Annotated in this window: 14 protein-coding genes; 8 read left to right on the forward strand and 6 right to left on the reverse strand. The window is 49.8% G+C overall.

Annotated elements, in window-relative coordinates; translation table 11 throughout:
- Positions 1–70: 70 nt before the first annotated feature.
- Positions 71–853 carry a vWA domain-containing protein gene (locus ACOQPM_RS04805; RefSeq protein ID WP_420628094.1) on the forward strand — a complete coding sequence of 261 codons (783 nt, stop codon included), beginning with the start codon at positions 71–73 and terminating at the stop codon, positions 851–853.
- Positions 854–1,210: 357 nt separating this feature from the next.
- Here ACOQPM_RS04805 and ACOQPM_RS04810 read toward each other — a convergent pair whose 3' ends face one another.
- From ACOQPM_RS04810 to eno, 3 genes are all read right to left on the reverse strand, one after another.
- Positions 1,211–2,155: an IS110 family transposase gene (locus ACOQPM_RS04810; RefSeq protein ID WP_420627234.1), complete on the reverse strand. Its 945-nt coding sequence runs from the start codon at positions 2,153–2,155 to the stop codon at positions 1,211–1,213.
- A gap of 290 nt (positions 2,156–2,445) precedes the next feature.
- Positions 2,446–3,039 (reverse strand): ATP-dependent Clp protease proteolytic subunit, encoded by a 594-nt coding sequence (locus ACOQPM_RS04815; protein ID WP_420628095.1) that lies wholly within the window; start codon positions 3,037–3,039, stop codon positions 2,446–2,448.
- Positions 3,040–3,179: 140 nt separating this feature from the next.
- On the reverse strand, positions 3,180–4,466 hold the full coding sequence (gene eno, locus ACOQPM_RS04820) for a phosphopyruvate hydratase (protein ID WP_420628096.1): 1,287 nt from the start codon (positions 4,464–4,466) through the stop codon (positions 3,180–3,182).
- A gap of 361 nt (positions 4,467–4,827) precedes the next feature.
- Here eno and ACOQPM_RS04825 point away from each other — a divergent pair, with 361 nt between their 5' ends.
- The 4 genes from ACOQPM_RS04825 (at position 4,828) to ACOQPM_RS04840 (ending at position 10,617) form a co-directional block, all read left to right on the forward strand.
- Entirely contained in the window at positions 4,828–5,661 is an 834-nt protein-coding gene (locus ACOQPM_RS04825; protein ID WP_420627395.1) for an IS982 family transposase, read from the forward strand.
- Between the two features lie 125 nt (positions 5,662–5,786).
- Entirely contained in the window at positions 5,787–7,874 is a 2,088-nt protein-coding gene (locus ACOQPM_RS04830) for an ATP-binding protein (protein WP_420628097.1), read from the forward strand.
- Between the two features lie 69 nt (positions 7,875–7,943).
- Positions 7,944–9,122 (forward strand): cysteine desulfurase family protein, encoded by a 1,179-nt coding sequence (locus ACOQPM_RS04835; protein WP_420628098.1) that lies wholly within the window; start codon positions 7,944–7,946, stop codon positions 9,120–9,122.
- A 190-nt stretch (positions 9,123–9,312) separates the two neighbouring features.
- Positions 9,313–10,617 (forward strand): sensor histidine kinase, encoded by a 1,305-nt coding sequence (locus tag ACOQPM_RS04840; protein ID WP_420628099.1) that lies wholly within the window; start codon positions 9,313–9,315, stop codon positions 10,615–10,617.
- Positions 10,618–10,660: 43 nt separating this feature from the next.
- On the opposite strand, the gene ACOQPM_RS04845 is transcribed toward ACOQPM_RS04840, so the two are convergent.
- The 3 genes from ACOQPM_RS04845 to ACOQPM_RS04855 are packed head-to-tail and all read right to left on the reverse strand — an operon-like array spanning position 10,661 to position 12,193.
- Positions 10,661–11,575, reverse strand: coding sequence for a glutaminase (locus tag ACOQPM_RS04845; RefSeq protein ID WP_420628100.1), 915 nt, complete (start codon positions 11,573–11,575; stop codon positions 10,661–10,663).
- Positions 11,576–11,596: 21 nt separating this feature from the next.
- Positions 11,597–11,902, reverse strand: coding sequence for a HigA family addiction module antitoxin (locus ACOQPM_RS04850; protein WP_420628252.1), 306 nt, complete (start codon positions 11,900–11,902; stop codon positions 11,597–11,599).
- Positions 11,903–11,911: 9 nt separating this feature from the next.
- Complete coding sequence (locus ACOQPM_RS04855) at positions 11,912–12,193, reverse strand: type II toxin-antitoxin system RelE/ParE family toxin (RefSeq protein ID WP_420628101.1); 282 nt, start codon at positions 12,191–12,193, stop codon at positions 11,912–11,914.
- Positions 12,194–12,405: 212 nt separating this feature from the next.
- Here ACOQPM_RS04855 and ACOQPM_RS04860 point away from each other — a divergent pair, with 212 nt between their 5' ends.
- The 3 genes from ACOQPM_RS04860 to ACOQPM_RS04870 are packed head-to-tail and all read left to right on the forward strand — an operon-like array spanning position 12,406 to position 14,587.
- On the forward strand, positions 12,406–13,116 hold the full coding sequence (locus tag ACOQPM_RS04860; protein WP_420628102.1) for a hypothetical protein: 711 nt from the start codon (positions 12,406–12,408) through the stop codon (positions 13,114–13,116).
- Positions 13,117–13,142: 26 nt separating this feature from the next.
- Positions 13,143–14,315 carry a tRNA 2-thiouridine(34) synthase MnmA gene (gene mnmA, locus ACOQPM_RS04865; RefSeq protein WP_420628103.1) on the forward strand — a complete coding sequence of 391 codons (1,173 nt, stop codon included), beginning with the start codon at positions 13,143–13,145 and terminating at the stop codon, positions 14,313–14,315.
- Positions 14,312–14,587 carry a hypothetical protein gene (locus ACOQPM_RS04870; protein WP_420628104.1) on the forward strand — a complete coding sequence of 92 codons (276 nt, stop codon included), beginning with the start codon at positions 14,312–14,314 and terminating at the stop codon, positions 14,585–14,587. Before mnmA ends, ACOQPM_RS04870 begins: the two co-directional genes overlap by 4 nt.
- Positions 14,588–14,633: the final 46 nt, after the last annotated feature.

The raw sequence follows: 14,633 nt of genomic DNA on the forward strand, positions 1-14,633 counted from the left end.
ATTTTCACGGATTTTCTCCGTGCATCTCTGTGAAGCTCCGTGTCCCGCTTTTAAAACTAAGGAGAACAACATGACAAACAACAACGGACTAGGCAACCTGGACAACTTGTTTCAATCCGCCCAGGCAGATGGTTTGACGGACAACACAATGGATTTGGTGATTTCTAATCTGAATGGGCCAACGATGGCAACGGCCGTTGGCACACCTCTCCACCAGCTCACCAGCAATGAAGTCACGCTGGCTATGAACATCATAGACATGAGCGGCTCAATGGGACCACACGCCAGCGATCTCATCACTGCCTACAACAAAGACTACCTGGCCGCCATGCTTGGCTCCAGCGCCGCCGATGACATCCTCATGAGCACCATCGTTTTCAACCAGGCCGTCACCCTTTTGCACGGCTATATACCGCTCAAGGATGTGCCATCACTCAACCGCAGCAGTTACGATCCCAGCGGTTCCACCGCCCTGTACGATGCCGTTGCTGGCGGCTTCACCAACATGGTGCTGTACGCCCAGCAGCTCCGCCAAAGCGGGGTGATGGTGCGCTGTATCGTCATCGTCTACTCAGACGGCGGCGACAATGCCTCCAAACAGCGTGCCAAGCAAATTCGCCGCGCTGCCACTGAGCTACTGAAGCACGAAATCTACACGTTAGCATATGTCGGCTTCCGCAACGGCGGCATCAACCCCGCTGAACTGCGCCAACTCGCCGACGAAATCGGCTTCCCAGACGTACTGGCCACTGGCCTCAGCCACCAGGAACTGTGCCGCATCTTCAACCTGGTGTCGCAATCTACCATTAGCATGAGCCAGCAAGGAGCTATGTCCGCAGGCATGTTTAGCTAGAGTCAGCTATCAACTTTGAACCTCCCGCAGGCTTCATCAACGAAGAAATTTCTGAATGAAACCTGCGGGAGGTTCACTAATTATGAAGGAGTAACCAATATGTTCATCCCGCTCACAACCCTTCTCATCATCATCGCCATTACCTTCATGCTGGGGATAATTACCGCTTTTGTCATGGTAATGAATGCCCTGGCTCGACGGCAGAAATAAAAAAGACCACAAAAGTTTTGTAAAACTTTTGTGGTCTAATACAAGACTTCTATTTGTCGCTCCCGCAAAGGCGAGAGGCCAGTTGTGTGGATTCCCATCTTCGCAGGAGCAACTGTGATAAAAGTCAAGAGCAAAAAGCGCATTTCGTTAAGCTGATATCCAAGCAGAGCCATCACGGACGATGGCATTCAAAATGGTTAACAATTTACGCATACAGGCCGTGAGAGCGACTTTGGGGAGTTTTCCTTTCGCAATCAAACGGTCATAAAAGGCTTTGAGAACCGGGTTATAACGAATGCCTGAAAGAGCAGCCATGTACAAAACAGAACGAACATCTGAACGTCCGCCAAAAATATGGCGTCGTCCGCGAGAACAGCCGCTGTCCCGATTGAAGGGAGCCAGGCCAACTAAGGCGGCGATTTTTTGTCGAGACAATGTACCCAATTCGGGCAATTCAGCCAGCAACGTAAAGGAGGTGACCTGGCCCACGCCGGGCACGCTTTCTAAACTGGTTCGTTTTTCGCGCCATTGGGCATTTTTGTTGATCCAATCATTGAGGTCTTCCTCAATTTCAGCTAATTCAGTAGCTAACCAATCCAGGTGCTTCTCCAAACGAGGCCGCAATTCTGGATTGACCGTGGTGTGCCGATTCTTCTCGGCTGTTTGCATATCGATCAGTTGGCGACGACGCGTGACCAATGCTTTGATGAGCTGCTGGTCTTGCGTCTTCAAAGTACGTACCTCTGGACGGACCGCCTGGGCAAAGCTGGCAATCATCTGGGCATCGATCTTGTCTGTCTTAGCTACTTGCCCTTTGGCACGAGCAAAGTTACGCACTCGTGTCGGGTTGACGACGACAATGGGCAGAGAGGCAGCGGCCAGTTCTGTAACCATAACTTGCTCGAATCCACCGCTGGCCTCAACCACTATCAAGGTGACAGCCGTTTTCGTTGACATTATTTCCACCAGGGTGGCGATACCGGTTGCGTCATTATCGTGTCGCAACACTTCTTCGATTCCCCACTGGGCTAAATCCAGGTGGTTTTTGGAAACGTCAATGCCAAAAAAGGTTTCTTCGGTTTGCTTTGCCATCAGGTACTCCTTTGTGACCCGCACTAGCAATGATACGGACTGCAATGTCCCAACAACTGTTCGGGTTCTCGCTGAATCTCTTGGCTCGGTGACCTGCGCTCCTGCGCGGCTGGTTGCCAATGACATCGGCCTACCAAGCTGGAGCAATCCTAACAAATGGTCGCTTTTTTGGCTGCTTGTTTTATCTTTTTCACGATGGGCCACATCTCCCGCACGGTTTCTTGCACCTAATGACAGTCGGCCTTTCGTCTTTGCTTTATCATACTAATGACAAACGATAGCTGTCCGTTTTATTTAACTTCGTCGGCGGAGTTGATGATCTTCCCTACCAGGCCATACTCAATTGCTTCTTGTGCTGTCATCCAGAAGTTGCGTTCTGTGTCCTTAGACACTTTTTCCATTGGCTGACCAGTTTGTTCCGAGAAGGTGCGATTCAAACGCTCGCGCATCTTGATGATTTCCTCGGCTTCAATTTTGATGTCTTGTGCCTGACCACGCACGCCGCCCATTGGCTGGTGCAGCAAAAAGCGCGTATTTGGCAAGCTGTACCGGTTTTCCTTATCTGCAGCCGCATAAATGAGTGCACCAGCACTGGCAACCCAGCCAGTCCCCACAATTTTTACAGTGGGCTTTACAAAGCGAATCATGTCAAAAATGGTGTCGCCAGATTCTACATGGCCACCGGGGGAGTTGATGAAAATTTTGATGTCATCGTCGGAATCGGCCGCCAGCAGCATGAGCTTTTCGGTCACTTCCTGCGCCAGCTTCATGTTGATTTCACCAAAAATGGTGATGGTGCGCGTTTCTAACAGCCGATCCAGCATACTTTTGCGGGGTTTTCCGTTGGCTTCGGCCGTTTCTTGTTCGTCTTCAAATCGAATCATGCTCGTGTCCTTATCATGGATTTTTACAAAGTGGGCAGAGTGTACCGCGAAATTATTAGATTCAGGTAAACGGTGTTCAGTTAACAGTATTCAGTAATCGGTATTCAACTGATTACCGAATGCTGAATACCGATTACTACCTACCGGCGCAAGTTTGTAAATGCTTTCAATCCGGGATAGATGGCGGAGTCACCCAAATCGTCCTCGATGCGGAGGAGCTGGTTGTATTTGGCGACGCGGTCGCTGCGGGCGGGTGCGCCAGTTTTGATCTGGCCTGCGTTTAACGCCACTGCAAGGTCGGCGATGGTAGCATCTTCACTTTCACCAGAGCGATGGGAAACAACGGCCGTCCATCCATGTCTTTGCACCATCTCTACCGATTGAATCGCTTCGGTTAGCGTGCCAATCTGGTTTACCTTGCACAGCAGGCTGTTGGCCGCCTTGCGCTCGAAGCCTGTCTGAATGCGTTTGACGTTGGTCACCAGCAGATCATCCCCCACAATTTGCACTTTATCACCCAGCCGCTCCATCATCAATGTCCAGCTTTCCCAATCATCTTCATGCAAACCATCTTCAATGGAAACGATGGGGTATTTTTCACACCAGTTGGCATAGAAATCTACCATTTCTGGGCCAGTGAGAACTTTGTTTTCAGTTTGGAGGTGGTATTTGCCATCTTGGTAAAATTCGGAAGCGGCCGCATCCATTGCCAGCAAAATCTGCTCGCCTGGCTTGTAGCCCGCTTTCTCAATCGCTTCCAAAATCAAGTCGAATGCTTCACTGTTGGCCGATACTTTGGGGGCAAATCCGCCTTCATCCCCAGTGGTGGTGCGGTAGCCTTTGCTGCCCAACACCTTCTTCAGGTTGTGGTAAATCTCAGCCCCCCAGCGGAGCGCTTCGGCGAAGGTTTCTGCGCCAACGGGCATCACCATAAATTCTTGCAGGTCGGTGGCTCCGGCAGCATGCTTGCCGCCATTCATGATGTTCATCATTGGCACAGGCAGCGTGCGCGCATAGACGCCGCCCAGGTAGCGGTAAAGCGGCAATTCCTGGCTGTCGGCGGCAGCGTGAGCGACGGCAAGGGAAACGCCCAAAATAGCGTTCGCGCCGAGATTTTTCTTGTTGTCACTGCCATCTAACTCTAGCATGGCCAAATCTATGCCTACCTGATCGGTGGCGTCCCAACCCACGATGGCTTCGGCGATGTCTTCGTTTACGGCTGTAACCGCCGCCTGCACACCCTTACCAACATAACGGCTCTTGTCACCGTCACGCTTTTCCCACGCTTCATGCACACCGGTGGAGGCACCAGAAGGCACAATGGCGCGGCCAAAGCTACCGTCAAAAAGCTGAATTTCAACTTCTACCGTTGGATTTCCGCGCGAATCCAAGACCTCACGTCCGCGAACTGATTCTATGTAAGACATATTCACTCCTTCATTAAATTAGGATTTCTTCCTGGAATTGTTAATTTGTGCTTTTACAGGTACAGTGGGTTTTGTGGTTGGCGCGCAGCCTTACTTTGCAGTTTAGACTGACTCATCAAGCACCAGTGGAAACTATACAGAAGCTGCAAGGTTCGGGCAAACGCAAACGACTGGAATTCTATAGCCAAATGTCACATGTAAAGCGGATAGGCTGTCTGGATTTGTGCAAACCACAGAGAAATCGCGCTTCGTTTTTCATAATACTAACCTAAGTTGCTACCTTAACAGTCAAAAATGGTGAAGTCCATGAAAGCCAAGTAAAGTGGGTTTGAACCACCAAACCATTTTTACGAGGACAATCATGGACGAACAAATTGTAGCGATTTACACGCTGGTTAACGACCTTTTGCTTGGTTTAGGTCATCATGAAAACAGTCAATGCCGCATGAACGATTCCGAGGTCATCACCACAGCAATCGTGGCTGCTCTGTTTTTTAGCGGCAATTATGAACTTGCCCGTGCCTTCTTGCATCAAGGCGGCTACATACCAACCATGTTGAGCAAAAGTCGGTATTCACGTCGTCTGCATCGAGTGAGCCATTACATCGTGACCTTTATCGAGATGTTGGGCGCCCACTGGAAAGGGGTCAGTAGCGATTCGATTTACGTGATCGATACCTTTCCTATTGTGGTGTGTGACAATTGGCGCATTCGCCGCTGTCGTCTCTATCGAGAAGAGAAGTATCGCGGCAAGATTGCGAGCAAACGCCGCTACTTCTATGGACTCAAACTACATTTGATGGTCACCAGTCAGGGTCAACCAGTTGAGTTCTTCCTAACACCGGGTTCTGAAAGCGATGTGACTCACCTGCGCTCCTTTCAGTTTGACCTACCGACGGGTTCAGAAATCTATGCAGACAAAATCTACAATGATTACACCATGGAAGACTTAATCAATGAGACAAGACAGGTGAAACTATGTCCTGTACGCAAGAAAAACAGCAAACGGCCGTATCCACCGTGGCGCACTTATTGGATAAAACTGCATCGCAAGATTGTGGAGACGACAGGGTCATCCATTGCACGCAGGATGCCGAGGAGCATTCATGCAGTCACAGCCGCAGGCTTTGAGCTGAAAATCGCATTATTTGTTCTGGCTGAGAGTGTCAGCCATATTTTTAAGGTAGCAACTTGAGTTAATACTATCTGGGGGTTGTTTTGTACCCTTTGTCCCCTTGCCAAGATGATTGCTCACGGTTATAAATTTCATCAAATGACGCAACTGCTTAAAATCCCACTAAACTTTTCAAATAGGCACACATGAGCGACACGTTATCTATTGATTCCAACCAGATTCACAATTTGTGGCAAAAATTAGCTGAAGAGCTTTTGAATATTTTTGATGCTCACGGTGTTTGCGCGGTTGTGGCGAATGAAACGGCCGTATTCGCCCAAACCACCACCGTTGTCGGCGTTAGCGATCCCCAGAATAAATATTTTGACGTATGGGTTTGTGATAAGGACGGCCGTATCCAGCAAACCCGCTGGAACAAAGAACATGCCTCCTTTGCCAGCTTTTTAGCCGCAGGCAAGCCCACCATGCAGGAAAAATTCAACCAGCCGCCCGCCGAACTCATTCGCAGCGAGCTATGGCAGCTGCCCCGCGAACGCATCATGGCCGTGCCCTTGCCCGCACCGGGCCGCTACGCACCTGTCACGCCGCCCGGCATCCTCTGCTTCCTTGATCCCGATGAAAACTTACCGATCATTGAACCACAAAACCTGTCTGCTTTAGCCACCCACGTCACCACCGCTTTAGATCGCGCCTACCTGCGCCAAACGGTTGATCGGCAAGATATTGAATTTGCCGTCGTTTCCGAAATTAGCTACGCTCTCACGTCTACCTTGAGTTTGCAAAATATTTACCGCCAACTCATGGAACCCGTGCGCCGTACCCTCAACGTCGGCTCTGTCTCCGTCGGCCTCATCGAGCAATCCTCTGGCGACATTATTTTTGTGGATATTTTGATGGGCGATCTGTTCAAGGATTTGCCCACCATTCGCCTGAAAAAAGGACAGGGTATTGCCGGCTGGGTGTCAGAGAATCGCCAATCGGTCATCATCAACGACGTTTATTCGGACAAACGCTTTTATTCCCGCGTCGATCGCCAATCTGGGTTCCAGACAGAGAACATGATCTGCATTCCGCTACAAATTGAGGATCGCGTCATCGGCATTTTGCAGGCGATTAACAAGCAAAACGGTGATTTCAACGAAAATGATTTGCGGTTGCTGCAAGCGATTGGCGGGCCGTTGGCGGCGGCCATTGAGAATGCGAGTTTGCATACGGCCGTTCTTGCCGAAAAGCGCCGCATCGAAACCATCTTTGCCAACATGTCCGAAGGCATCATGACAGTAGATGCCGACGGGTTAATCACCCACGCCAACGACTCCCTGCTCACGCTCCTGTTCCGCGACTTGCCTTCGTTGCTCGGCCAAAAAGCTAACGATATGATCCGCCTCACCAGCGGCAGCCTAAACGATTTTATGGAGCGCACCGTCATCGCCACCGATGAATACCCCCAACTGGCAACCGACATGAGCCAGCACGGTGGCGGCACTGTACCCATCTTGCTCAGTGGCGCACCCATCCGGGATGAAAATGGTGCTGTAACGGAAATGATTTTTGTTTTTAGCGATCTGAGCCAGATTCGGGAAGTGGAGCGGCTGCGGGACGACTTTTTCCACGGCATTATCCACGAGCTACGCACTCCGCTAGCCACTATTCTCATGTACGCCCGCCTGCTGCGCGAAGGCAAAGCGCAGCAAAAAGAGAAGGCCGACCGCTTCCTGGGCGTTATCGAGCGGGAAAGCGACCGGCTACAAAAGATGGTGCGCCAGATGCTGGAAGTGGTAAAGATGGAAGCCAGCGAATTCCAGCGCAGCAATGATCTGGTCAATTTGAACGATCTGTTTGATGAAATTTTGCCGCCGCTGGCCGACCGCGCCACCGAAAAAGGACTCACCTTCCGCCAGCGCATCGCCCCGGCTATGTCGCCCGTATTGGGCAACCAGGAAACGTACCACCTCATCTTCAAAAACCTCATTGATAATGCGGTCAAGTTCACTCTGTCTGGCACAGTGCGGGTGGAGGCGTATGCCCAAGATAGCCAAATTGTAGTGGAGGTGCGGGACGATGGTATTGGCATCCCCAAGCAGGCGATGCCCAATTTATTCGGCCGTTTTTTCCGCGCGCAAACGGCCGTTGAGCGCGGCATTGCCGGTACAGGACTAGGACTTTACATGGTCAAAGTCGCCGTCGAGAATTATAATGGCACCATTGATGTCAAAAGCACGGCTGGTAAGGGCACAACGTTTACCGTGAAGCTGCCCATCACCGAAGTTTAATAGCGCAATTGGTAATTGGTAATTTGTAATTTAGTAATTGCCCAGTTACCGATTACATATTACCTAATTATGTCAAATCACATCTACCTCGATCACGGCGCATCCACGCCGGTTCACCCCCAGGTTATTGAAAAAATGCTCCCATTTTGGACGGAACATTACGGCAATCCCTCCTCGTCGCACGCACACGGCCGTTCTGCCAATTTTGCCCTGGGTGAAGCCCGCCGTACCGTCGCGGGCCTGATGAACGCCCAGCCTAAAGAGATTGTTTTCACTGGCTGCGGCTCAGAAAGCGACAATTTGGCGGTACGCGGGGTGATGTGGGCTGCAAGGCAACATGGTTCTGGCAACCATCTCATTACCAGTGTGATTGAGCATGAGGCTGTGTTGGAAACGGCAGTTCAGCTTCGCGACCATTTTAACTTTGACGTAACGATTTTAGGGGTAGATGAATACGGCCGTGTCTCCGTGGACGATGTTGCCGCCGCCATCCGGCCAGACACGGCACTCATCTCCGTCATGGCCGCCAACAACGAGATTGGCACCATGCAGCCCATCCAGCAAATTGGCGCGCTGGCCCGCGAACATGGCATCCTGTTCCATTCCGATGCCGTGCAAGCTGCCGCCACCACCCGCTGGGACATGCAAACGATGCCCCTCGATTTGATCAGCTTCGCGCCGCACAAATTTTACGGCCCCAAAGGCGTCGGGATTTTGTACGTGCGGGAGGGGGTTGAATTGGTGTCTTCGTTAACGGGGGGCGGGCAGGAAGACGGCCGTCGTTCCGGCACGGTTAATGTGGCTTTTGCCGTGGGTGCGGCCGAGGCGTTCAAATTAGCCCAGGATAACCTTGAGGCGCAAGTCACCCACTACACCAACCTGCGCGACCAGCTCATTGCGGGTGTCATGACGGCCGTACCCGCTAACGAAATCATCCTCACCGGCCATCCCACCGAGCGACTCCCTCACCACGCCAGCTTTGCCCTCAAAAATATGAGCGGCAACGATCTGCTTATTCACCTGGACATGGCGGGCATCTGCGCCAGCAGCGGCTCCGCCTGCAAAACAGGCGACCCCAAACCGTCACCCATTCTTGAAACTATCGGCCTCGACCCCGCCTGGACAAAAGGCGGCCTTCGCTTCACCGTCGGCAGCCAAAACACCCCAGACCAGATCGAACACCTCATCCAAGCGATGCCTACCGTCGTAGAAAAAGTTAAAAAAATAAGCCAGTTATTCGCTATCTAAAAAACGCGCCCAAATTATCAGCTATAAAAAATTTGGGGAGCCAGAAACATGCTAAACAAGCCAATGGTGCTACCTAACTTGCTTGGTTCTGCCTGTAGCGGTTACTTTTTGGGGATAGCCTCTTACTACAATCAATATTACAATCCATCAATTTGTATTGAGCAAAATTGACATCATTGAGACAACCATCATGTACCAAAATTTTCAGGATAAGGTAGGTACCTTCTGGGGTATTTTCGTTGAAATTGTAAATTTTTTTAAACACGGGAGTGAGATTCACCCAGCAGACCTACTAAAAGTGGCTACTGTGCTTAGCATTCCTATATCATTTATTTCTTATTTCTTTTTCCTTTTCTCCGACAATTTTCAGCAAAACCTGCTTATTCTCGCAATCAGGGCAATCTCCTTAATTAGCCTTGCCATGGCTTATTTTCTAAGCCGCACCTCCAAGCATTATCTAGGTAGCTACATTTTTATCCTGGGCGGAATATTCCTTCGGAGCTACTATGGCATCTTTTTCCGAGCGGCAATCAATTCGCAATTAATTGTAATCTGTATTGTAGCAGCAGCTTTCCTCTTAAGGGCAAAAGAGACAGTGATCCTTTCCCTCTTCCTAATTACTTTTGTGGCAGGCACCTTATATTTTCGTTATGACTATACGGCCGTTCAGCTAGGATTTTATATGTTTTCCTCATCGGTTCTTCTCATTTCGTTAACGCTATTTAATGTTCGTAACGAAAATCATGTAAATAAAATTCATAGGCAAGCGCAACAGATCATTACCAAAGAAGCTGAAAGACAACAACTCTTATTACAACAATACCAAACAGAATTTCATACCAATGCAATAACAAGCATCTCACACGACTTGAAAACTCCGCTAACTATCATCAAGTTAAAATCCGCAATACTTGAGATGAAATTTTCCGAGCAGGCATCAGAATACACTCGATCAATAACTGAAGCAGTTGATCGCATTACATTTCTCATCAATGAAATGAACTTGTTCGATAAGTTTGACGAAGTAAAAAAGGAAACCTGGAAGCTAGTTGACATAAATGAAGCTATCAGGACAGAGGCAAGCGCATTCTCTGAAAAATATACGACAGCCAAACCGATTCAGTTAAATTTATCAGCAACGCCACTCTTTTGCTTTGGGGACGAAATGAAATTGACAACGAGCATCAAAGAACTTTTAGAGAATGCGTGTGTTCATTCAGGTGAAAAAGTGGACATTTCTGTTCACGCAACTAACAAAATGGGGCAAATTTCATTAACAATTCGCGATTCAGGTCCTGGCGTTCCGGCCAATCAATTACCAAAAATATTTGACTATTATTTCAAGGGTGACCAAGCACGCACCTCATGGCAAACGGGTTCTGGCTTAGGGCTACCTCTTGTAAAGTTAATTGTCAGCCAACATGAAGGTACCATATCAATAAATAGCGAGGTAAACGAGGGAACATGCGTAGAAATTCTGTTGCCTCTAGCCTAGTCCATTACGCAATTCCGTTTTGCCATTTAAAGCATGCCACCTCTCAAAAAATTGAGATACCAGTTAAGGTGGTGAATAACTCCAATGCGGCCGTTCCTGCCAAAGAATTTCCGCTTTCGTTTAAGCCGGGCGACCAGACGCAAACGGAAAAATGACCTGGCATCACGGCCAAAATGCCGCCGCCTACCCCACTTTTCCCCGGTAGCCCAACCCGATAGGCAAAATCCCCCACAGCATCATACAAACCGCACGTAAGCATGAGCGATTTAATATACTTCGCCTGCCGGTGGGTGATAACTGATTCATTCGAATTAAGCAGCCGCCCTTCATTCGCCAAAAAGAGCCCGGCCCGCGCCGCATCCACACAGCTCATTGCCAGTGAACAGTGATGAAAATAGGCGTCCAGCACAATGTCAGGCTCGTTGTGCATGTTGCCAAAGCTCTTGATGAAATTGGCCAAAGCCACATTGCGAAAGCCTGTCTCAGCTTCGGAACAGGCAACCGCATCATCAAAGTGAATGGCGGGATTGTCGGCCAGCATCCGCACAAAGTCCAGAACCGTTTGCCGCGCATCGTTCAAATGGGACAGGATAATGTCTGTCACCACCAGTGCCCCGGCATTGATGAACGGATTGCGCGGAATGCCATTCTCATATTCCAACTGTACCAATGAGTTGAATGGGGTTCCGGACGGCTCACGCCCGATGCGCTGCCAAATCGTGTCCCCTGCTAGCTGCATCGCCAACGTGAGGGTAAAGATTTTTGACATGCTCTGGATGGAAAATGGTTCGTTTGCGTCGCCAATGTGGAAGGAACGGCCGTCTACCATCTGCACCGCCATACCAAACTTGTGGGGGGAAATGTGTGCTAGCTCAGGTATGTAATCAGCTACCTTCCCCTGCCCCAAAAGCGGCTGAACATGCTCATAAATTTCGTCTAATATTTGTGGGTAATTCATGGGATGCGAAGTGGGGTAACTTTAGCCAGCAACAGAGCGAACGATAACTTCCCTCTCAATTCGGCTCAATAGCTGGTCAGAAGCCACATCTAAATCGTAATCCATTTGCAGGCCCAGCCAGAATTGTGGTGTCATGCCAAAGTAACGCGCCAAGCGCAAAGCGGTATCGGCCGTAACGCGCCGCTTGCCCTGCACAATTTCATTAATCCGTCGTGCCGGAACGCGAATATCCAACGCCAACCGATTTTGGCTTAACCCCATCGGCTTCAAAAACTCCTCTAACAATACTTCTCCTGGATGCACAGGATTTAGCTTTTCATTTTCCATCATTCCACCTCAATGGTAATCTACAATCTCAACATCGTAAGCGTCGCCACTTTGCCACCTAAAACAAATTCGCCACTGATTGTTAATGCGAATACTGTACTGATTTTTGCGATCCCCTTTGAGCTTTTCCAGTCGATTTGCTGGTGGCATTCGCAAGTCGGTAAGGTTGGAGGCTCGATTAAGCATTCTAAGTTTGCGGAGAGCCATCTGCTGAATGTCTCCCGGCAATTTTCGGGATCGCTGCCGCCTAAAAATCTTTTCTGCTTCTTTGTCCTTAAACGACTGAATCATACGCGAAGCATATAACGTCTCGCGTTAAATGGCAACAATTATAACAGCTTCACTCCATAGCGAAAAAAAGGTAAGGGAAATTAGCAAGCTTTTTAAAATTAGAGTGTATAATTGGTTGTGATCATAATAGTCAAAATTGACCAACATCCGAGGATGTTTTCGGTTCTTTCGCCTTCTATTTCTCTATATCTTTTAAACAGGAATACTACTAGATGAGAAAGCAACTTTTTGGAATTCTGATAGTTATTTTAGTGCTGCAAAATGCTTGCACAAGCTCTTCAACTGAAACGGCCGTACTGCAACCAACATCGTCAGCCACAAGTACACCACAACCAACTTCAACTTTGACAATAACACCCACCAGCACACCCACAAACACGGCAACCTTTACACCTACTGCCACATCTACGCCAACAGAAACACCCTCACCAAAACCTACAAATACCCCACGACCCACTGCCACAGCCACAACAAGCACCTGGGATCGATATACGCCAAGAACAATTGCCGATATGATTGAAGTGACTAACGAACTCCTGGTTACTGATCAATACCCGACCCTTTACATCGAAGTATCCCCAGATTATCAATACCCATCTCAAGTCGAGGTGATTTACACTGGTGAGTTTCGAGAAATTGATCCTGTCAAACAATTTTTGATTGAGACCTGGGGAGGAACGATTTCACCTGAGGTTGGCGAAAGCATAAAAGGTGCTTTTCAACAGGAAGTCTTGGTGGTTGAAGTCGAGAATGAATATTGGATTCCTGTTCAGGAAGTTTTAGTTCCGTTCATGAAAGATGAGCTAGAACCAGGTGACGAAGCATTGATTTTTATTCTGTGGGTCGGAGCAAATATTCTGAATGCAGAAACACCTCCCGATCGTGTGTTTATTCTTAATGAATTTCGTGCTAGGCTCCCCTAAAATTAACTTTCTGATATTATGGTTTCGTGAATACTGAATCTGTAGCCAAAAGGCGTGTTGTGGTAGCGATGAGCGGCGGGGTGGATAGCTCCGTAGCGGCGGCACTGCTGGTGGAGCAGGGCTATGACGTCGTGGGGATGATGATGCGCCTGTGGAGCGAACCGGGCATTGGAGCATCTGCGCCTGCCAATCGCTGCTGCACCCCAGACCAGATGGCCGATGCGCGGCGTGTAGCGGGCTTGCTAGGCATTCCATTCTACGTAGTGGATGTGCAAGACCATTTCCGGCAGACGGTTGTGCAATTTTTTATTGATGAGCACGAATACGGCCGTACCCCCAACCCCTGTATCGAGTGCAATCGCCAAATTCGCTTTACCTACCTGCTAGAACGCGCCCTGGCTTTGGACGCCGACTATTTGGCAACAGGGCATTATGCCCAGGTGCGCCACACGCCCAGCGGCTACCAATTGCTCAAAGGACTGGACCCCAACAAAGACCAATCCTACGTTCTGCACGTTTTGGATCAGGAAAAACTAGGCCAAGTGCTATTCCCCATCGGGGGCTACACTAAAGCGGAGGTGCGCGAACTGGCGCAGAAGTTTGGCCTGCCCGTCGTCAGCAAGAGCGAGAGCCAGGATTTATGCTTTTTGGGAGACGGCAACTACCGTCGCTTTTTGCAAGAATACAGCCAAAAAGCGAGCCAGCCCGGCCCCATCCTCACCTGCAACGGTGAAGAGCTGGGGCAGCACAACGGGCTGCCGTTTTACACGATTGGGCAACGCAAGGGGCTGGGCATCTCGGCCAGCGTGCCGCTGTTTGTGTTGCGAAAGGTTGTAGCGCAAAATGCGCTTATCGTAGGGCCAAAGTCGGAATTGGGGCAGCAAACGCTAATTGCCCGCGACGTGAACTGGCTAAGTGGGCAGCCACCACAAACACCCATCTCCGCGCAGATCAAAATTCGGTACAAAGCCAAAGGTATACAGGGTGAGGTAGTGGATTTGGGAAGCGGCCGTTCCAAAGTCACCTTCCACGAACCCGTATTTGGCGTCACGGCTGGGCAAGGAGCTGTCTTTTATGATGGCGATGTTTGCCTGGGTGGGGGTATTATTGCCGATGGGGTAAATGATTTGGAGGAAACGGCCGCTTCCCTTCAAACTGCTCCCAGCCTCCAACTAGCCAACATTCAGGTGCTTTCATGACCACTGCTGCCTCTGGACTCATTCTCGGATTTTTGCTGGCCACTGCCTATGGCGCAGGCTTCCATTTTTTACTCGGCGGCCCAGCCAGGCGCATTATTCTTTACCTTGTCGTCGCCTGGATTGGCTTTGCCCTCGGCCACGTCGTGGGTGATCTAATCAACCTCAACTGGCTGCGGCTGGGTGCATTGCAACTCTTTAGCGCCAGTGTGGGAGCTTGGATAGCACTCATTTTGAGTTGGTGGCTGGTGGGAGATACGGCCGTTCGCCAATAACCCTCAAACCAGGCATGTTCCCCTCCGCACCCGTCTGGCATTGCTT

Source organism: Candidatus Leptofilum sp. (assembly GCF_965223525.1).
Taxonomy (GTDB): Bacteria; Chloroflexota; Anaerolineae; order Promineifilales; family Promineifilaceae; genus Leptofilum.